The following is a 20,139-nucleotide window of genomic DNA, read 5'->3' on the forward strand; positions in this document are numbered from 1 at the left end:
GGTCAGATTCCGGATGTGGGGACAGTTGTGATGTACGTGGCGAACTTCTCAGCATCGACGTTGCCGCCGCTGAGTAGGATCGCCGCGGTTTTTCCCGTGATGTCGATCTTGCCGGCCAACAGCGCTGCCAATGCTACCGCCCCACCGGGTTCGACCACGAGCTTCAATTCGCGATAGGCGAAGCGGATAGCCTCCTTCACCTCGTCGTTTACGACGGATAGCCCGCCGGCAAGATGCTTTCGGCATATTGGGAATGTCAGGTTGCCCGGCGCAGGAACGAGGAGTGCGTCACAGATCGACGTGCCAAGTGCGGGCGCTTTTCGTGGTTCACCGGTGGCAAGCGAAAGAGCCATCCCGTCAAAACCGGCGGGTTCAACGCTATAGATTGCCGCCCGCGGCATGAGTGTGTGGACGCCGCAAGCAGCGCCTGACACAAGCCCTCCGCCAGAACACGAAAACAGCGCAACATCAAGGGACATACCCATTTCAGCAGTTTGATGGGCGATTTCCGCACCCAGAGTTGCCTGGCCTGTAATGACGTACGGATCGTCATAGGGCGGGATGATGACAGCTCCGTTCTCGGCCGCGATTTGCGCGCCGATTTCTTCACGATCTTCCTTTGTCTTGTCGTAGAGACGGACGGTCGCGCCATTTTGCCGGACACCCTCGACCTTCGTTTTGGGAGCGTCGTAAGGCATCAAAACAGTCGCGCTGATTCCGAGCTCTTTGGCTACAAAGGAGATTGCCAGGCCGTGGTTGCCTGAGGACCACGTAACGATGCCGCAATCCCGCTCAGCCACATTGAGTTGCAGGGCCCTGTTCAGGGCACCGCGAAGCTTGAAGGAGCCGGAACGTTGTAGGTTTTCCGGCTTGATAAGCACACGTGCTCCAAGCAAGCCGTTCAGTTCCTGACTCTCCAGGATCGGCGTACGCACCGCATATTTCGCAATACGATCCCGCGCCGCTTGGATCGAATCTGCAGTTGGTTCGAAATGGTCAAGGGGAGGTTGAACTGTCACCTGAGGCTCCAAAGACGGTGTATGGTCAAAGACAAGCTCAGCGATGACTTAAAGTAAAATTATAATCCCTGATCGATGGGCATAAGGAAATCGAATGCGTCTTCACTCAGCGGGAGTCCTCACTGGCAACGCGCTGCGCAATCGCCGCCAGTTCCTCGAGCATTTCACTGCCGAATCCCAATGGATAGAACGCGTAGAACCTCAAGGGAGGCAGGTCTATCTCGCTTGGGACAGGCTGAAGAATGTTGTCGACCTTTGCCGCGCCGAGAGTGCCCGCTGCAACAAGTGCAACCCCTATGCCGTCGAGCGCTAGTTTCTCGATGGTCGAGATTGATGAGTTTGCGAAGATCCGAGGAGGTTGACCGGTTTTTTGAAACACCAGCTCGCGGAGATAGTCAAACGGGTAGGTATTACGAGGATAGGTCAAAATGGGGACAGTCGGGGCTTTCTGATATGTGAGAAGTTCGTCCGGAACAAGCCCGGGGATCGCATAGAACCGCAGAGGGTAGTCCTTGAGTTTAACACAGGTGAAACCTTCGAGAACCGCGGGCCCCAACATCAGGGCGATGTCGATTTCACCGTTTTGCAAGGCAATGAGCATCGACGGCGTGACGTCCACCGTCATGTCGAAGTCCATGTTTGGAAATCGGCGCGAGGCCTGTTCGAGGAATCGCGAAAGCCATGTTTGAACAATAGTTTCGGAGACCCCAAGACGTATCCTGCAGTGCAGGTGCCGATTGAGTTCAAGATCGCGCTCCATGGCCGCGACCTGCCGCAGAAGCAATTCTGCATGGCCGAAGAGAGTTCGTCCGACCCTCGTCAGGGCTATGGGCTTCGCCATTCGATCGAACAGCGGTTCGCCGACGGTTTCCTCCATGGCCGCAATCCGCTGTGAGATTGTCGGCTGCGTGGTGTTGAGCTTCTCTGCTGCCTTAGAGAAACTGCGCAGGCGTCCCGCCCAATAGAAGACTTCCAGGCTTCTTAGGGTGAACATTCTACCTCGTTCATCTCCATGGCGCTGCCAGGACACGGCACGGACTTCCGGAGGGCGTGATCACAACCCGTTAGCCTGGATGCCCACCCGCTCGATTGTGTTTCCCTACTACTGTAAACCGAATGTTATCGTTGACATAGGTGGAAATTGTGTCTGTATACGTTAACATAGTTACGCAGAAACTGCTTCGGGCTCTAACGGCGTGAGTGCTGAAGGGGAACCTTCGTCGGAGCACGCCATCCGAACAGACACGCGTCAGGGCGTCGTCTTCAATAAGGAGCGAGAGAGAAAAGGGATGACAACAAACATCGAAAACTCTGCTGCCCCAGCCATTCGGGTAGGTGGCAAATGAGCGTCGCGATAGGCGTAATCGGCACCGGGGTGATGGGCTCCGAACATGCCCGCATTCTTCGCGAGGAGACCAGCGACGCGCATCTTGCCGCCGTTTGCGATGCTGATGAAGGTCGCGCCCGCGCCGCTGGTGCCGGCGGTAAGGTGTTCACGGATCCACTCGCCCTTATCAACTCGGATCAGGTCGACGCCGTCGTGATCGCCGCGCCGGATGCGGTGCATGGAGAACTTGTGCTGGCTTGCATCGAGCAAGGTAAGCCGGTGCTGTGCGAAAAGCCTCTTGCACTCACTGCGGCCGAGGCGCTTCAGGTCGTCGAAGCAGAGCTCGCCAAGGAGAGGAGACTGGTTCAAGTTGGTTACATGCGGCGCTTCGATCGGCCCTATGTAGAGATGAAACGGCTGCGTGAAGCAGGCGAAATCGGAAAACCAGTCATCCTGCACAACGTCCATCGCAATCCCGTCGTGCCTACATGGTTCAGCGGACCGATGTCGGTGACGAATGCCTTTGTCCACGAGATCGACGTGAGTCGGTGGCTGCTCGACTCGGAGATGGTGTCGGCGCAGGTATATTCGGGGCCGGGTGGTGACCCGCTGATGATCACAATGCAGACCGACCGGAACGAGATCGTTTCAACCGAGGTCTTCATGAACTGCGGCTATGGTTATCATGTGCATTCGCAGCTCGTCGGCCGCAACGGAACCATCGAAACTGCCCTTCCAACCGCCACTATCAGGAATTTTTCGGGTCAGCACAGTTCGACCTACCCAGACAATTGGATACCGCGCTTCCGCACTGCCTATGCGACCCAGATGAACGCCTGGGTGAAGTCGGTGAGGAGCGGTGAGCCCAACGACGGTGCTAGCGCATGGGACGGTTATGTCACGACCTTGCTGGCGGAGCAAATCGTGGCGGCACTCGACACCGGTGCTTCAGCGCATTTCGCGGTTGGATCACGTCCCGCATTTTACGACCAGCGTGAATAGCGTCAAAAGCAAGACTATCAGGTCCTTCACCCCTATAGGCATTGAGTCATAATGATTAGATACGCTGTTGTCGGAGCCGGCTGGATCGCTCAAGAGGCGTTCATGCCCGCGATTGGTCAAACCGGAAACTCTCATCTGACGGCAATCGTCTCCGGAAATCTCGCAGCGGCGCAGAAGCTTGCTCATTTTTATGGGGTCGAGAAAGTAGTCGGATACGACGGGTTCGATGCGCTACTACAAAGCGACCTTATAGACGCTGTCTACATTTCAGTACCTAATCCCATGCACGCGGAATATGCGATCCGCGCCGCTAGTGCCGGGAAGCACGTGATGGTCGAAAAGCCGATCGCAACGTCAGTGGCGGACGCGGAGGCCATGATCGGTGCGGCCCGCGATACGGGTGTATGGCTCATGACGAGCTACCGTTTACACCACGAACCTGGCACGATCGCGGCTTTGGAAGCGATCAGGGGGGGCAGGATCGGCGAGCCCCGCTATATCTCTGCCCTATTCAGCTTTCAGTCTGAAAGAGGCAATCACCGTTTACAGGCCGGTAATTGGGGTGGTCCACTGCAGGATATCGGGATTTACTGCATCAACGCCGCCCGACATATCTTCGCTGCCGAACCCATCCAGGTGGTTGCGATGGCGAGCCGGCCCTCGCATGACCCCCGGTTCAACGAAATTGACGACGCAATCGCGGTCACGTTGCGCTTCCCGGGAGAGCGGCTGGCCCAGTTCTACTGCAGCTTTGGCGCCTCTGAAATTGATGTGTATCGGGTGGTGGGCACTCGGGGAGATATAACCATGGAGCCAGGCTTCAGGTTCGACGCTCCGATGCGGATGCTGTTGAACACGAAAGAGGGATGCGAAACCACAAGGTTTCCCCATTACGATCACTTTGGTGGTCAAATCGCCTACTTCTCGCAGTGCATCCTTGATGGCACCGCGCCAGAGCCTGACGGAGAAGAAGGCCTTGCTGATCTGATTGTGCTGCTCGCCACTGAAGAGGCTGCCCGGACCGGGCAGCCGCAAGCTATTTCATCCCCATCACGCCCGTGTCACCCGACGGCGGACATGGTCAGAACGATTCCCTTAGCGACACGAAAGCTGTTGCTTTAGAAGGCGCGCGACTCAGCCCTCTACGTCGATCAGTAAGTTTCGCCGCCAATTAGCACAGGGCGTTACGAGAGGGTTTCGAGGAGCCGCGCATTTGAATGACTGGGCCATCAAGCGCGGTGGTCCCAATTTCTCGTTCTCAGCCGACCGGATCGCGACCCGCCTCCAGAGCCCGCGCATGGCAGTCTGCCTCAACCACAGGACTGCGCCGGAAACGCGACGGCATGTAATCGTTGACGCTAGTCGTTCTACTTGATCAAATGCCACGCCATGTATACGGCACTGCATGGGCCTCGACGTGGCTTCGGCGAGGGATTTTTCTCTTGAATTGAGCGAGTTTAGATGAGTAAGCCGCCGACCGTTCGCGATGTAGCACGCCTGTCCGGCGTATCGACCGCCACTGTGTCCCGATATTTCACCGGGAAAACGGATGCGATTTCGCCCGAAACCATTGAAAGTGTGCGGAATGCCGCCGAGGCTCTAGGATACACGCCATCAGAGATTGGGCGCTCGCTTCGACTGGCTCGTAGCCGCGTGGTCGTGATGGTTGTCCCTGATGCAACGAACCCATTCACGGCGGACGTTGCGGCATCAGTCGAACAGGCGCTTAAGGAATTCGGGTTATCGATGGTTCTGGCAAATGCTTCCGAAAACGCGGAGCAGCAGGACCGACTACTCTCCGACGCACAAGGTCTGCGGGCGCGGGGAATTGTGCTTCAAGGCGCTATAGACACGCCGCGGCTGCGGGACATGGCTTCGCGGCAGAACAACCTTATTTTTGTCAATCGTCGCCCCGCGCCGGGAATCATCGCTCCCTACGTGGGCATCGACAACTTCGCGGCGGGTCACGCGGTCGGGCGCTATTTCGTGGAGCGCGGGTATGAGAACTGCGTTGCGATTCACGGACCGCGCCACTACTCCGGTAGTACTGAGCGGCTAGATGGCTTTCTTGCCGGTCTCGGGCAGGTGCGTCCTGTCTTCCAGTTTGAGAGCGCGTACACCATGGAGGCGGGTTACCGCCAAGGTCAGTTGCTCCTCGCTGATCACACCCGTCGATATGCGGTATTTTGCGGCAACGACATGATCGCCTACGGGGTTTATCGCGCCGCCATGGAGAAGAGCATGCGCGTCCCCGACGATCTCGTGATCTTCGGCTTCGACGACAATCGGCTGAATGAGTGGCTGGCCCCTTGGCTCTCGACTGTGAAGGTTCCAGCCTTCGACTTCGGGCCTGCTATAGCGAAGCTGATTCATGAACCGATCGACCCGGCTGATCAGAACAGCAACGTTATTCTTCCGTTTACGCTGACGATCAGAAGGTCTGCTTAGGCTAGAGCCGCGGCCTTTCGTACATGCGCGGTGGCGCATGAAGCGCAGCCCTTCACCACTTCCGTAGCTTGCAGGCTAAACGGTATAGGCCACCTGGGTGGGCGCCAGAACCTTACACCTCGGGAATCGGCTATGTAATCGTTGACATCACTATTTTGCATAGTGTACACGTTTACATAAAGCAATTTGACTGTTGTCAGCAGCAGTGCCGCACAGTCGGGCTCGATACAGAAGGCAGATCTGCGTAGCGGCAGGTGACGATAGCGAACAAGTCCATCCAAGGATATCTGGACAAATTGAAATGGCCAAGCCGCCGACCATCCGCGATGTAGCACGCCTGTCGGGAGTTTCGACCGCCACGGTCTCGCGGTTTTTTACGGGAAAGACGAGCGCGATTGCTCCTGAAACGCTCGAGAGTGTACGCAACGCAGCAGAGGAACTCGGTTACACTCCGTCGGAGATCGGTCGTTCGCTCCGCTTGGCGAGCAGCCGCGTGGTGGTGATGTTGGTGCCAGACGCTACCAACCTCTTTACCGCAGACGTCGCAGCCTCGGTCGAGAATGCACTCAAAGGCATAGGTCTTTCGTTGGTGCTCGCGAACACGGCTGAAAATGCTGAAAAGCAGGATCGCCTGCTAGCCGATGCGCAGGGCCTGCGGGCGCGAGCCATCGTTCTGCAGGGCGCAATGGATACGCCGCGCTTGCGTGAAATGGCGGAACGGCAAAACAACCTGATATTTGTTAACCGCCGACCCGCGCCCGGCATTGTCGCTCCCTATGTTGGGATTGATAACTTCGCCGCCGGCTTCGCCGTAGGGCGCTATTTCATCGAGAAAGGCTACGAGAACTGCGTCGCAATCCACGGGCCGCGACACTATCCCGGAAGCAGTCGACGCCTTGAGGGCTTTCTCGCCGGTGTCGGCGAGATGCGCCAGGTCCTCCAGTTCGAGTGCGCTTTCACAATGGAGGCCGGCTATCGACAGGGCTCGCTTCTTCTGGCTGACCGCAGTCGTCAGTACGCAGTCTTCTGCGCCAATGACATGATCGCCTACGGCGTTTACCGGGCCGCCATGGAGACGAACATGCGGATTCCTGATGACGTGATCATCTTTGGATTCGATGACAATCGCGTGAACGACTGGCTCGCTCCTTGGCTGACGACCGTCAAGGTTCCTGCATTAGACTTCGGCCCTGCCATTGCGGAGTTGATCAATGAGCCGCCAGCCGCGAGCGATCACAACCGGAACGTCATTCTGCCGTTTTCGCTGACGATCCGTCAGTCTGCTTAGAAGAACAACAAGGCCCAAGGGGTGGTCCGGGTCAAACAGGGCGCTGGCGGAGACCAAATGCAGAGGGGGAACAAGAAAATGAATCCAAATGAAAACATCATCAGCCTGCCGATCGGTCTTCGGCGGGTAGCGAAGTTGCGGCGCGTCACTTCCATCAAGTCCAACGCCGAAGAGCGGAGCGTGAAAGGCTAACAGCATGCTGTCACCATCTACCATCAAGGTCGTTCGCGAAACCGGTGCGCTGCCCAACTCCGAGTATGTCTTGGAGGTCGAAAACGTCCGCAAGGAATTTGCGGGCGTCGTTGCGCTCGACAATGTTTCTTTCCGCGTCCGCCGCGGCAGCGTGCATGCGCTCATGGGCGAGAACGGAGCCGGCAAGTCGACATTGATGAAGATCATTGCCGGCATCTACACGCCGGATGCCGGCGAGTTTAAGTGGCGCGGCCAGTCGATCAGGCTGAACAGCCCGCTCGACGCGCTCGACAACGGCATCGCGATGATCCACCAGGAGCTCAACCTGATGGCGCCGATGACGGTCTCGGAGAACGTTTGGATTCGCCGAGAGCCGAAGAACCGTTTTGGGTTTATCGACCACGACGAGCTGCGCCGCCGCACGCTGGAGCTCTTTGAGCGGCTCGGTATCGATATAGACCCGGACGAGCAGGTCGGTAAGCTCTCCGTCGCCAGCCGACAAATGGTCGAGATCGCAAAGGCGGTATCTTATGAGTCAGACGTCCTCATCATGGATGAGCCAACCTCGACACTGACCGAGCGTGAAGTTGACCATCTTTTCCGGATTATCCGAACACTCCGGGAGGCCGGAAAGGGGATCATCTACATAACCCACAAAATGAACGAGCTTTTCGAAATCGCCGACGAGGTCTCCATCTTTCGCGACGGCAGGCACATCGCGACCAAAGCCGCCAATGAGGTCACCCGCGACGAGGTCATTCGAATGATGGTTGGCCGCGAGCTTTCGCAGATGTTTCCCAAGACACCCGCCCCGATTGGCGACGTCGTCCTGAGAGTCAGTAATCTCGGGTTGGCCGGCGTCTTCGAGGACATTTCTTTCGACTTGCGCGCCGGCGAGATCCTGGGCATCGCGGGTCTGGTTGGTTCGGGGCGCTCCAATATCGCCGAGACGATCTTTGGCGTCACCCCTGCGACCTCGGGTGCCATCGAGATTGGTGGCAAGAAGGTGGTTGTGGACTCGCCTGCTGTTGCTATGGAACACGGCATGGCCTTCCTCACCGAGGAGCGCAAGGAGTCCGGCTGTTTTCTGCTTCTCAACATCCAGGAGAACATGCAGATGGCGGCGCTGCGTAGCGGCTATGTCCGGCGCGGCTTCGTCGATCAGAAACGGCTGTCCCGCGATTGTGACGCTATGACTAGCGCGCTGCGCGTCAAGACCCCGAACATGGAAGAGTTGATCCTGAATCTTTCCGGAGGCAACCAGCAGAAAGTGCTTATCGCCCGCTGGCTCTTGACGAAACCACGCATCCTCATTCTCGACGAACCTACCCGGGGTATCGATGTGGGCGCTAAGGCGGAAATTCACCGTATGATCTCAAATCTCGCCGGCGAAGGTTTAGCGGTGATCATGATTTCTTCGGAGATGCCCGAGATCCTCGGGATGAGCGACCGGGTGATGACGATACGGCAGGGTCGTTTGTCTGGCATCCTGGATCGCGCTGAAGCCGATCAGGTCAAAATCATGGAGCTCGCAGCACAATGATGAGCAAGCCGATCAGCGATGAGGACAGGCGCGCGCGCAAGTCTGACCCATCCACAACCCTCTATCGCAATTCGTGAGCCCCCGCCGCAAGCTATGATCCATCAAGCGCATCCTCGCAAGCACTCGTACAGGCTGTGACATGGCAAGCATCGATCTTAATAGCGATCTCGGCGAAAGCTTCGGCTCCTGGCCGATGGGCGACGATGCCTCGATGCTTGGTATAGTCACAAGTGCCAACATTGCCTGCGGCTTTCATGCCGGCGATCCGGCGGGCATCCTTGCCGTTCTACGCGAAGCCGCGGCGCGCGGCGTCTCGGTCGGCGCCCACATCGGTTATCGAGACCTGGTCGGCTTCGGTCGCCGCAACATGGACCCATCGAGCGCCGAACTTGTGGGCGACACCATCTACCAGATCGGCGCGCTGCAGGGACTCGCGAAGGCTGCCGCCACTGCGGTCCGCTACGTGAAGCCGCACGGAGCGCTCTACAACACTATCGCCAGCGACGCCCGCCAGGCGGACGACGTGATCGCCGGGATAAAGGCGGTCGACCCCTCTCTGATTCTGATGGCGCTCGCCGGCGCCCCGATTGTCGAGCAGGCCCGCGCGGCCGGGTTGAAGGTGGTGTGCGAAGCGTTTGCCGATCGCGCCTACAATGCCGACGGCAGCCTTGTTAGCCGGCGGCTGCCGGGCGCGGTCATCCACGACGCTGAGGTCGTCGCGACCCGAATGCTGCGCATGGTCCGCGAGCATCGGATCACCGCGATCGATGGTACCGAGATAGTACTCGAAGCTCAATCCATCTGCATCCACGGCGACACGCCCTCTGCGGTCGCACTGGCCCGCACGGTGCGGGCCGAGCTCGTCGCAAGCGGCGTCGAGCTGAAGCCGTTCACCGAGGCGTTCCGGGATTAGGCCAATGTCTGAGCGCTTGCGTTTTCTGCCTGCCGGCAATGATGCTCTTCTGGTCGAATTGGACGACCTGGAAACGACGTTGACGTTGCTCGACCGTTTGCGGGCCGTCGGACCGGAGGGGGTGAAGGAACTCGTTCCCGCCGCACGCACGGTGATGATCCGCTTCGACCCGCTCGTCACCAACCGCTCCGCGATCACGGCATTCATTGCGCAATTCGATCTCTCGATGCGGAGCGCGCGCCAGGGCGCGACGTTCGACATCCCCGTGACTTATGACGGCGAGGATCTGGGCGAGGTTGCGGAATTTCTGGGCTGGTCTGTGGAAGAACTCATCCGCCGCCACACCGACGCGACCTATACAGTGGCCTTCACCGGCTTCGCGCCAGGTTTCGCTTACATGACCTGCGACGATACCGCGTTCGACGTGCCGCGCCGCAAGACACCGCGCGTGCGCATCCCGGCGAGTTCCGTGGCGATCGCCGGAAAGTTCGGTGGTATCTATCCCACCGACAGCCCGGGTGGCTGGCAGATCCTCGGCACGACACCGCTTCGCATGTGGGACACGGCACGTCCCCGGGCGGCGTTGCTTGCCCCCGGCGATCGCGTGCGCTTTCGCGATATGGCCAAGGGCGCTACCGTGCCGGCCCCTGTGCGCGAGCGGCGGGTGGACACCGCGCCGCCGGCAGAGGGCTTGCGCGTCATCCGTGCCGACCGACCGGCGCTCTATCAGGATCTCGGCCGTCCAGGTCGGGCAGATCAGGGTGTTTCGGAGTCCGGCGCGCTCGATCGCGCCTCATTGCGCGATGCCAACGTCTGCGTCGGCAATCCGAGTGATGCCGCTGCGATCGAGATCACTTTTGGAGGCTTCGCGCTGAGGACCGACCGACCCGCGACGCTGGCGCTTACGGGTGCGCCGTGCCCGCTGGAGATTCGCACCTCGCACGGCCGCTCGGTCTCCGCCCCTTTCGCTCGCCCGTTTGCGCTCGACGCCGGCGACGAGCTGACGCTCGGCGTGCCGAGCGAAGGGATGCGCAGTTATCTGGCTCTCCGCGGCGGCTTCGCTGTCGAGCCTGTCCTCGGGTCGGCCTCGACCGACACGCTGGCGAAGATCGGGCCGCCGCCGATTGCGGCGGGCGATGTGCTCGTTCCGGCAAACCGTCCGGCAGCCGCCGTCGACCCCGACCGCCCCGAACCGAAGCAACTGCCGCGAACGGGCGAGACGGTGACCCTCGACGTGGTCCTCGGCCCGCGCACCGACTGGTTTACGGACAAAGCTGTGCAAACCTTTCTCTCGCAGGAGTGGGAGGTCACTGCGGAATCGAGCCGAGTCGGCGTGCGCCTCTCCGGGTCCGCGCCGCTCGAACGGCGCGACGCGGTGGAGCTTCCCTCCGAAGGCACGGCACTGGGCTCGATACAGGTGCCACATAGCGGCCAGCCGGTGCTCTTCCTCGCCGACCATCCGCTGACCGGCGGCTATCCGGTGATCGGCGTGGTGGCGGCCCACCACCTTGACCTCGCCGGCCAGATCTCAATCGGCGCGCGCATCCGGTTCAACTCGATCGCCGCCTTCGACCCGCATGTGAAGGAAATCGACCGATGAAAAAGCTGCTCATCGCCAATCGCGGTGAAATCGCCATCCGCATTGCCAGGGCCGCACGCGATTACGGCGTCGCCTCGGTCGCGATTTATTCGGATGCCGATGCGGCTTCGCTCCACGCGGAGCTTGCCGACGAGGCCTACGGCCTCGGTCCCGGCCGCCCGGCGGAGACCTATCTCAACATCGAAAAGATACTCGAGACCGCCCGCCGTGCCGGCGCCGATGCTGTCCATCCCGGTTACGGCTTCCTGTCGGAACGCGCCGAATTTGCGCAAGCGGTGATCGACGCGGGCCTTACCTGGGTCGGCCCGGCCCCTGAGGTCATAACAGCGCTGGGCGACAAGGTCGAGGCTCGGCGGATTGCGGCCAAGGTCGGGGCGCCGCTCGTCAAAGGTTCGGACGGTCCGCTCGCTTCCGCTGCCGAGGCGGTCGAGTTCGCCAAGCAAGCCGGTCTGCCGCTCGCCATCAAGGCGGCTTTCGGCGGCGGGGGGCGCGGCATGAAGGTCGCGCGGCGGCTGGAAGAGGTCGGCGAACTGTTTGATTCTGCCGTGCGCGAGGCGAAGGAAGCCTTTGGCCGCGGTGAATGCTACGCGGAGCAGTTCCTCGACCGACCCCGCCACATTGAGGCGCAGGTCATCGCCGACAGTCACGGCAACACGGTCGTCCTTGGTACGCGCGACTGCTCGCTGCAGCGCCGCAACCAGAAGCTCGTGGAAGAGGCTCCGGCCCCCTTTATCACCGCGGGACAGCGTGCGCGCATCCACGACGCCGCCCGCGCCATCTGCACGGAGGCCGGCTATACCGGGGCAGGGACCGTGGAGTTCCTGCTATCGCAGGACGGGGTCATCTCGTTCCTCGAGGTGAACACGCGGCTTCAAGTCGAGCACCCGGTGACCGAAGAGACAACTGGCGTCGATATCGTCATCGAGCAATTGCGTATTGCCGACGGCCTGCCGCTCGCTCTCACGGATACACCCGAGCCGCGCGGCCATGCCTTCGAGTTCCGCATCAATGCCGAGGATCCCGGGCGAGGCTTCCTGCCCACGCCGGGCCTCGTCACCCGCTTCCGCGCCCCTGCAGGGCCTGGCGTGCGCATTGATGCCGGGGTCGAGACCGGATCGGAGATTCCCGGCTTCTACGATTCCATGATGGCAAAGCTGATCGTCACCGGCGCCACCCGGGGGGAAGCGCTTATCCGGGCTCGAAGGGCGCTGGCCGAATTCCGCATTGAGGGGGTCGCCTCGGTGCTGCCTTTCCATCGAGCGGTGCTGGAAGAGCGCGATTTCACTGGCGAGGATGGCTTCCGCGTCTTCACGAACTGGATCGAAACTGAGTTCCGCGGCTTGGAGCCTTCTCCCCGCGTCGATCCAGCAGAAAGTGGCTTGATACGCAGCTTCATCGAGATCGATGGAAAGCGCCACGCGATCGGCCTGCCGGCCGCCCTTTTTTCCGGTCTGGGCGCCCCGCAGCTCATGCAACAGGCTACACCGTCTGTAAGCGACGGAGGCGTCACCGCGCCGATTCCTGGCACTTTGCAGCAATGGTTGGTCGATGACGGGGCGGAGGTGTCGGAAGGCGATGCTGTAGCCGTTATCGAAGCGATGAAGATGGAAACCCGCATCCCTGCACCGAAGGCGGGCCGGCTCCGCATCAAGACCGAAGCGGGCGCGGTCGTCAGCCTCGGAGCGGAACTGGCGACGGTCAGCTGATGCTCTGGTGCAAGAGCAAACCCGCAGGCGCCGGATGAGCGACATTGCTTCAACAGCGCTGGTCAGATCGAGATATGCCCATAGCCGCGAATGGTGAACTCGTGTGAGGAGCCTATGACAGCAGTGGAGGCCGACGCTGAGCCGCTTACCGCAAAAGTGACGGCACGGATCAGGACGATGCTGATTGAGGGTCGGTTTGCTCCGGGCGAGAAACTCTGCGAGCAGGAGATAGCCACCGAGCTCGAGATTTCGCGCAATACTCTTCGAGAGGTCTTCCGACTGTTGACCAGCCAAGGTCTGCTCACGCACATTCCTAATCGTGGCGTTTTCGTCGCCGCTCCCGACGAAGCTATGGTCATGGACATCTATCGCGTGCGGGGCGTCCTACAGAAGGCCGCAGTCAGTGCTGCAACTCCAGGCCATCCGGTGCTGGCGCGCATGGGCGCGCTCGCGAATGAGGCCGACGCCGCCAGGAAGGCTGGTGACTGGAAGCGGGCGGGAGCCATCAATTGGGAATTCCATCGTGCGATGGTGGAGCTATGCGATAGCCCGAAGCTGAGCGTGTGTTTCGATCAGGTCCTGACAGAACTCCGGTTGGTATTTCACCAATTGGAAGACACGGCCCATCTGCATCAACTCTCTATCGAGAGGAACACGTCCCTCATTGCCTTGCTCCAAGTGGGAAACATAGGGGAAGCGACGCATCAACTGGAGGCGGATCTTCTCAAATCGGAGAGAGCAGTTCTCGCGGCTTTACAGCGCAGAAAGCGGAAAAGGAGTGAGAGAGCTTGCCTAGACTCCATGGGTCGTTCTTCCACGCGGACCGCACAATTATGACTGTTCTCCAACATAAAGCTCTTTGTAGGCCCGCGTTCACGGCGATGGCGCATACGACTGGGCGAAGACAACCCATCTCTCTCCTAAAGATCACGGGGCAGAACCCATCATGTCAACCATAGCCATGCCCGAACCGGATGTTGGGATACTTGCGAGAGCGCCTCAAATCATAGCGGCGCTTGAGTCAGTGCTGCCGGCGGGGACTGTCATTTCTAGCCCGGAGGAAACCCGGGCCTATGAATGCGACGCGCTGACCGCGTATCGCTGTCCGCCTCTTGCAGTTGTGCTGCCACGCACAACCGAGGAAGTGGCGACTGCCATGCGCGTCTGCCATGAGTTGCGCGTACCCGTCGTACCCCGTGGAGCAGGGACATCGCTTGCCGGTGGCGCTTTGCCGACTGCGGACAGCGTGATCATCGGCACCATGCGTTTGCGCGAAGTACTCGAGGTCGACACCGCCAACCGCTACATTCGTGTGCAGACGGGCATAACGAACCTCGCCGTCAGCGCCGAACTTGAAGCCGAGGGCTTCTTCTACGCGCCGGATCCCTCGTCTCAGCTTGCCTGCACCATTGCCGGCAACATCGCGATGAATTCGGGCGGAGCGCACTGCCTCAAATATGGAGTTACGACGAACAACCTGATGGGCGTCCGGATCGTCATGGCGACGGGCGATATCGTCGAGCTTGGCGGCCCGCTTCTGGGTACCTCGGGGCTTGACCTCATCGGTTTGATCTGCGGATCGGAGGGCCAGCTTGCCATTGTTACCGAAGCAACACTCCGGATCGTGCCGAAGCCTGAAGGCGCGCGGCCTGTACTGATTGGGTTCGACAGCGCCGAAACGGCTGGTGAGTGCGTTGGACGCATTATCCGATCGGGTCTGCTGCCCGTCGCGATCGAATATATGGACGACGTTTGCCTGCGTGCCGTCGAAGCCTTCGTCAAAGCGGGCTATCCGAATTGCGCAGCCGTACTGATTGTCGAGGTTGAAGGCTCCGACGCGGAAATCGACCATCAAATCGCGCGCATCCGTTTGATCGCCGAGGAGTTGAATCCGGTGGAGTTCCGTGCCAGCCGAACTGCCGAGGAAAGCTTGGCGATCTGGAAGGGGCGCAAATCGGCATTCGGGGCGATGGGCCGGCTCGGCGATTACCTGTGTCTCGACGGAACCGTACCCGTCTCGAAACTCCCCCACACGCTTAAGCGGATTGGCGAGCTGTCTAAAGCTTATGGCTTGGAGGTAGCCAATGTATTTCACGCAGGCGATGGCAACATGCACCCGTTGATCCTGTTCAACGCGAACGCGCCCGGTGAGCTTGAGCGAGCCGAAGAATTCGGTGCCGACATTTTGCGGCTTTGCGTCGACGCCGGAGGCTGCCTGACCGGCGAGCATGGCGTCGGAATCGAGAAGCGCGACCTCATGACGAAACAATATACGGCCGATGACCTGGCCATTCAGATGGAAATCAAGAGCGTCTTCGATCCCGCCTGGTTGCTCAATTCAGCCAAGGTCTTCCCACTCGAAGTCAGTCAGCCGCATCGTGACGCAGCGGCGGGATGCCCATGACATTCAATGACAAACAAACCAACAATGCGGCGGCAGCCGTTTCCCCGACCAGCGAAGCGGAACTGGCTGGTTTCATTGCCGAGCGCCAAGCACGGGCCGCACCCATACGTGTCGTCGGCGGAAGCACCCGTTTCCAATCGGAGGCCATCGCGGCTGATCAGACCCTCACCTCACGACGTCTTAGCGGCATCGTGACCTATGAGCCCGGTGCCCTGACGCTGATTGCGCGCGCAGGAACGCCTATCGAGGAAATCGAGGCAGCACTTGCGGCCGAGGGCCAGGCGTTCGCATTCGAACCGATGGACCATAGAAAGGTGCTCAACACGAAGGGATTTCCGACAGTTGGTGGCATGGTTTCCGCCAACATCTCCGGCCCGCGCCGAATACATGCGGGTGCTTGTAGGGACCATCTCCTTGGCGTGCGGTTCGTCGATGGCAGAGGGCGGGTCATCAAGAATGGTGGCAGGGTGATGAAGAACGTCACTGGGCTGGACCTTGGTAAACTGCTCTGCGGCTCTCACGGAACCCTTGGCGTGTTGACCGAGGTGGCGCTGAAAACGTTGCCTGCCGCGGAAAGCCAACGGACGCTGGCCTTTCATGACATTTCGGTGGAAACGGCAATCGAAATCTTTGCGACGGCGCTCGCCGCGCCCTTCGAGGTGTCTGGCGCCGCCTTTCGGTCCGGCACCGCCTGGCTCAGGATAGAGGGGCTTTCCCCGCAGGTCGACTATCGTCGCGAGCGGTTGTCCGCCCTCTTCCGCGATCGAGTGATCGACATAGTGAACGAGACTGACAGCCGGATGCTCTGGCGTGGATTGCGCGATCTGCACCACTTCGCGGGCTCGAATGTACCGCTTTGGCGGATTCTGGTTAAGCCGAGCGAAGCTCCAGCTGTTGTGGACCGTTTGAATGCACTCGGCGGGGACGTGTCGCTGGATTGGGGTGGCGGATTGATTTGGTTTGAGAGTAGTGCCAATGGCTCTGCGGTCCGCCAGGCAGCCGGTAGAGGGCAAGCTATGCTGCTGCGCCGTGGCACGCTGCCGAACAGTGACAGTTTTCCCCCCGAAGGAGCCTCTATAGCTCGGCTCTCAGCTGCATTGCGCCGGACTTTTGATCCCGCCGGAATTCTCAATCCCGGACTAATGGACTAATGAGATGCAGACAAACTTCACCGAGACACAGCTCGCTGATTCCGCCACGAGACGTTCGAACGAGATATTGCGATCTTGCGTCCATTGCGGCTTCTGCACAGCGACCTGCCCCACATACAAGGTGCTTGGCGACGAGCTCGATAGTCCGCGTGGTCGCATCTATTTGATCAAGGACATGTTGGAGAACAACAAGGTCCCTGACGAGCGAACAGTAGCGCATATCGACCGCTGCCTCAGTTGTCTGAGCTGCATGACGACCTGCCCCTCCGGTGTTCATTACATGCATCTGATCGATCATGCGCGCGAGTATATCGAGAAGACCTACAAACGCCGGTGGGATGAACGAGCCCTGCGTTGGCTGTTGGCAAAAATTCTGCCGTATCCCGGCCGGTTTCGGCTGGCGCTGATCGGTGCCAGACTCGCCCGCCCTTTCAGGAAACTGCTCCCGGACCCTCGCCTGCGGGCCATGTTGGAGATGGCACCCGATCGTATTCCGCCGGCCAGTGAGAATGACAGACCTCAAAACTTTCCGGCGATCGGTTCGCGACGCAAGCGCGTTGCCCTGCTTATTGGCTGTGCGCAGCGTGCTCTGAACACGGATATCAACGATGCCACGATCAGGCTGTTACGCCGCCATGGCTGCGAGGTCGTAGTCCCGAAGGGCATCGGCTGCTGTGGTGCCCTGACGCACCACATGGGCAAGGTGGAAGAAAGCCATGCAATGGCCGCGGCGAACATTCGTGCGATTATCCGCGAACTCGATGGTGAAGGCCTGGATGCGGTGGTCGTCAACACGTCGGGTTGCGGGACGACGGTAAAGGATTATGCCCATATGTTGCGAGACGATCCGGTCGCCGAAGACGCAACTCGTGTGGCGGCTCTCGCAAAAGATGTAACCGAAATCATGTCCGAACTCGGGTTGAACGACCCGCTCCACGCCGAGCCGCTGCGTGTCGCTTATCATGCTGCTTGTTCGCTGCAGCACGGCCAGCAGATCCGTTCCGCCCCGAAAGACCTGCTTCGGGCGGCAGGCTTCGAAGTCGTGGAGCCTCGTGACAGTCATATCTGCTGTGGATCTGCTGGGACCTACAATCTCATGCAGCCGGCGATATCTTCTGAACTCAAGGCTCGGAAATTAGCGACGATCGAAGCTACGCACCCTGAGGTGATCAGTGCCGGCAACATTGGCTGTATGATGCAGATCGGCTCCGGGACCAAGATACCTCTTGTTCACACCGTCGAATTGCTCGACTGGGCCACAGGTGGGCCGAAACCTCGTAGCATCGCCACCTCTCCACGATGGAAATGCGAGGAGACACAAGGGTTTTGGTATTGAGGACTGCCGGCTAGGGCGCTCCCAAACGCCGCGAAACCTTTGTCGCAGCATTACGCACTCGTTCTCCGATTTTCTGCACTTGCCTGTCGGGCATTCTATGGGTTGGGCCAGAAACGGAAATGCCCGCCACCGCTTCGCCGTGCACATTCAAAATAGGGGCTGCAACACAACGCATTCCCTTGGTTCGCTCCTCATCGTCGAACGCATAGCCTCGGTCTCTCGTGACGCGCAGTTCTTCCTCCAATTGAGCGATCGAACGAACCGTATTTTCGGTGAAGCGCTCCAAAGTCCTCTTCTTAAAAAGTGATGTTAGGCGGCTGTCGTCATATGTGCTGAGCAACGCCTTTCCAATTCCCGAGGCATGCAGGGGAGACAGTGTCCCTGGCGGGAAGAATGCCCTGATCGATTCGTGCGTTTCGACTTGGCTGATGAACAGGACATGGCCGTCCTTCTCGATCCCGAGATTCGAGGTTTCTCCTGTCTCCAGCATCAACTCCCGCATGATCGGGCGGCTGCGTTCGACAACGTTGGTTCGACGAAGAAACGCGGAGCCGAGCCGATAGGCCTCGGGGCCGATGTGCCAAACCTGCCGATCGGGGCTGATCTCGACGAATTCACGACGTTCCAGCGTCGAGAGTACCCGATGCATCGTGGCGACCGACTGACCGAGATGGGCGGCAAGTTCCGATAACGTCAGTCCCTCGGGCGAGGCCAAAGCCTCTAGCACGTCCAAAGCGCGATCGAGGGACTGAATGACGCTCGGGGACTCCGGAGCATTAAATGCTTTCGGACGACCTCTTCGCCGCTTAACCACCTGCATTTTGGCACCTCACCAATGTCATCACCATCATTCAATGGCACTCGTGAAAAATCAATTCTCAGAATGAAAAATTCTAAGCTCATGATATTGTTTGTGTAAGTCAGTTTACTCATCATTTTGAAAAACAGTTTCAAAAAAATTTACCCTAAACCGCCGCCGTGTTACCACTCTTTCCAGCTCTAGGAGGACGCCCCAATGTACCTGCAAAACCCGGTCTTCATTCCAGGTCCGACCAATATGCCCGAGGTGCTCCGTAAGGCGTCGGATATGCCGACCATCGACCATCGCTCGCCCTTGTTCGGAGAGATTTTGCGGCCCGCTCTCGCAGGCGTAAAAAAGGTCGTGAAGTCGCAATCGGCCTCGATTTTCGTTTTCCCTGCAACGGGCACCGGTGGATGGGAGACGGCGATCACAAACACCCTCAGTCCCGGCGACCGCGTTCTCGTGGCTCGCTATGGAATGTTCAGCCATCGCTGGATAGACATGTGCCAGAGGCATGGTCTCGACGTTGGTGTCATCGAGACGCCGTGGGGCAGCGGCGCGCCGGTCGATCGTTATGAGGAAATGCTGACTGCCGACAAGGCGCACCAGATCAAGGCCGTTCTGGTCACGCACAACGAGACCGCAACGGGCGTCAAGTCGGATATCGCCGCGCTTAGGCGCGCCCTCGATGCAGCTCGCCATCCAGCCATGCTGTTCGTCGACGGCGTCAGCTCCATTGCTTCAATGGAGTTTCGCATGGACGATTGGGGCGTCGACGTTGCTGTGACCGGCTCGCAGAAAGGCTTCATGCTGCCTGCCGGGCTTGCGATCACCGCATTCTCTCCCAAGGCCTTGGCGGCGCTCGAAACGGCGAAGCTGCCGCGCACTTTCTTCGATGTTCGCGATATGTCGAAGAGCTATGAGAACAATGCCTACCCCTATACCCCTGCCGTCGGCCTGCTGAACGGCCTGAAGGTCTCGACGGAGATGCTGCTGGCGGAAGGCCTTGAGAACGTATTCGCACGCCACAACCGAATAGCAACGGGAATCCGTGCGGCCGTGCGTGCCTGGGGCCTTGAGCTCTGCGCGATGAGCGAGGACCTTTACTCGGACACGGTCAGCGCAATTCGAACCCCTGACGGCTTCGACGCTACGTCCGTCGTTACCCATGCGGCGAAGAAATATGATGTCGCCTTCGGTGTTGGGCTGGGAGAGGTCGCCGGCAAGGTGTTCCGCATCGGGCATCTCGGCAGCCTGACCGACGTGATGGCCCTTTCCGGTGTAGCGACGGCCGAGATGGTCATGGCGGATCTCGGCCTCGCCATCAAGCTCGGTTCGGGGGTTGCCGCCGCCCAGGATTATTACCGCAACAACCAAGTTTCAGCGGGCAGGGGAGCCGCGTGAGAGG

The 20,139-nt window shown here is 59.7% G+C and carries 16 protein-coding genes; 13 read left to right on the forward strand and 3 right to left on the reverse strand.

Annotation, left to right across the window (positions count from 1 at the left end):
- Positions 1–2: 2 nt before the first annotated feature.
- Together M728_RS29335 and M728_RS29340 are read right to left on the reverse strand one after the other, a co-directional pair.
- Positions 3–1,019: a threonine/serine dehydratase gene (locus M728_RS29335; protein ID WP_026622407.1), complete on the reverse strand. Its 1,017-nt coding sequence runs from the start codon at positions 1,017–1,019 to the stop codon at positions 3–5.
- Between the two features lie 106 nt (positions 1,020–1,125).
- A complete protein-coding gene (locus M728_RS29340; RefSeq protein ID WP_026622406.1) occupies positions 1,126–2,013 on the reverse strand; it encodes a LysR family transcriptional regulator in 888 nt (295 codons plus the stop codon).
- A 348-nt stretch (positions 2,014–2,361) separates the two neighbouring features.
- On the opposite strand from M728_RS29340, the gene M728_RS29345 reads away from it, so the two are divergent.
- The 12 genes from M728_RS29345 to glcF all read left to right on the forward strand — a co-directional run bounded on the left by M728_RS29345 (position 2,362) and on the right by glcF (position 17,929).
- Positions 2,362–3,348 (forward strand): Gfo/Idh/MocA family protein, encoded by a 987-nt coding sequence (locus M728_RS29345; RefSeq protein ID WP_026622405.1) that lies wholly within the window; start codon positions 2,362–2,364, stop codon positions 3,346–3,348.
- Positions 3,349–3,450: 102 nt separating this feature from the next.
- Entirely contained in the window at positions 3,451–4,470 is a 1,020-nt protein-coding gene (locus tag M728_RS29350) for a Gfo/Idh/MocA family protein (protein ID WP_051441001.1), read from the forward strand.
- Between the two features lie 339 nt (positions 4,471–4,809).
- Entirely contained in the window at positions 4,810–5,796 is a 987-nt protein-coding gene (locus M728_RS29355; protein ID WP_026622403.1) for a LacI family DNA-binding transcriptional regulator, read from the forward strand.
- A 301-nt stretch (positions 5,797–6,097) separates the two neighbouring features.
- A complete protein-coding gene (locus tag M728_RS29360) occupies positions 6,098–7,084 on the forward strand; it encodes a LacI family DNA-binding transcriptional regulator (protein ID WP_026622402.1) in 987 nt (328 codons plus the stop codon).
- 196 nt (positions 7,085–7,280) lie between these two features.
- Positions 7,281–8,819 carry a sugar ABC transporter ATP-binding protein gene (locus M728_RS29365; protein ID WP_026622401.1) on the forward strand — a complete coding sequence of 513 codons (1,539 nt, stop codon included), beginning with the start codon at positions 7,281–7,283 and terminating at the stop codon, positions 8,817–8,819.
- 139 nt (positions 8,820–8,958) lie between these two features.
- Positions 8,959–9,732, forward strand: coding sequence for a LamB/YcsF family protein (locus M728_RS29370; RefSeq protein ID WP_026622400.1), 774 nt, complete (start codon positions 8,959–8,961; stop codon positions 9,730–9,732).
- Between the two features lie 4 nt (positions 9,733–9,736).
- Positions 9,737–11,332 carry an urea amidolyase family protein gene (locus M728_RS29375; RefSeq protein ID WP_026622399.1) on the forward strand — a complete coding sequence of 532 codons (1,596 nt, stop codon included), beginning with the start codon at positions 9,737–9,739 and terminating at the stop codon, positions 11,330–11,332.
- On the forward strand, positions 11,329–13,038 hold the full coding sequence (locus tag M728_RS29380; protein ID WP_026622398.1) for a biotin carboxylase N-terminal domain-containing protein: 1,710 nt from the start codon (positions 11,329–11,331) through the stop codon (positions 13,036–13,038). The genes M728_RS29375 and M728_RS29380 overlap by 4 nt, the downstream gene beginning before the upstream one ends.
- A gap of 114 nt (positions 13,039–13,152) precedes the next feature.
- Positions 13,153–13,875: a GntR family transcriptional regulator gene (locus tag M728_RS29385; RefSeq protein WP_026622397.1), complete on the forward strand. Its 723-nt coding sequence runs from the start codon at positions 13,153–13,155 to the stop codon at positions 13,873–13,875.
- A gap of 109 nt (positions 13,876–13,984) precedes the next feature.
- Positions 13,985–15,442: an FAD-linked oxidase C-terminal domain-containing protein gene (locus M728_RS29390; RefSeq protein WP_026622396.1), complete on the forward strand. Its 1,458-nt coding sequence runs from the start codon at positions 13,985–13,987 to the stop codon at positions 15,440–15,442.
- The gene (locus M728_RS29395) at positions 15,433–16,593 is read left to right on the forward strand and encodes an FAD-binding protein (protein WP_026622395.1); all 1,161 of its coding nucleotides are present in this window, start codon (positions 15,433–15,435) and stop codon (positions 16,591–16,593) included. Before M728_RS29390 ends, M728_RS29395 begins: the two co-directional genes overlap by 10 nt.
- A gap of 4 nt (positions 16,594–16,597) precedes the next feature.
- Positions 16,598–17,929 carry a glycolate oxidase subunit GlcF gene (gene glcF, locus M728_RS29400; RefSeq protein WP_026622394.1) on the forward strand — a complete coding sequence of 444 codons (1,332 nt, stop codon included), beginning with the start codon at positions 16,598–16,600 and terminating at the stop codon, positions 17,927–17,929.
- Positions 17,930–17,939: 10 nt separating this feature from the next.
- Here the strand turns inward: glcF and bhcR are convergent, their stop codons facing one another.
- Positions 17,940–18,749 carry an HTH-type transcriptional regulator BhcR gene (gene bhcR / locus M728_RS29405; RefSeq protein WP_026622393.1) on the reverse strand — a complete coding sequence of 270 codons (810 nt, stop codon included), beginning with the start codon at positions 18,747–18,749 and terminating at the stop codon, positions 17,940–17,942.
- Between the two features lie 195 nt (positions 18,750–18,944).
- Here bhcR and bhcA point away from each other — a divergent pair, with 195 nt between their 5' ends.
- Positions 18,945–20,135 carry an L-aspartate--glyoxylate aminotransferase BhcA gene (gene bhcA, locus M728_RS29410; RefSeq protein ID WP_026622392.1) on the forward strand — a complete coding sequence of 397 codons (1,191 nt, stop codon included), beginning with the start codon at positions 18,945–18,947 and terminating at the stop codon, positions 20,133–20,135.
- Positions 20,136–20,139 lie beyond the last annotated feature (4 nt).

This window comes from Ensifer sp. WSM1721, from assembly GCF_000513895.2.
Classification (GTDB): domain Bacteria; phylum Pseudomonadota; class Alphaproteobacteria; order Rhizobiales; family Rhizobiaceae; genus Sinorhizobium.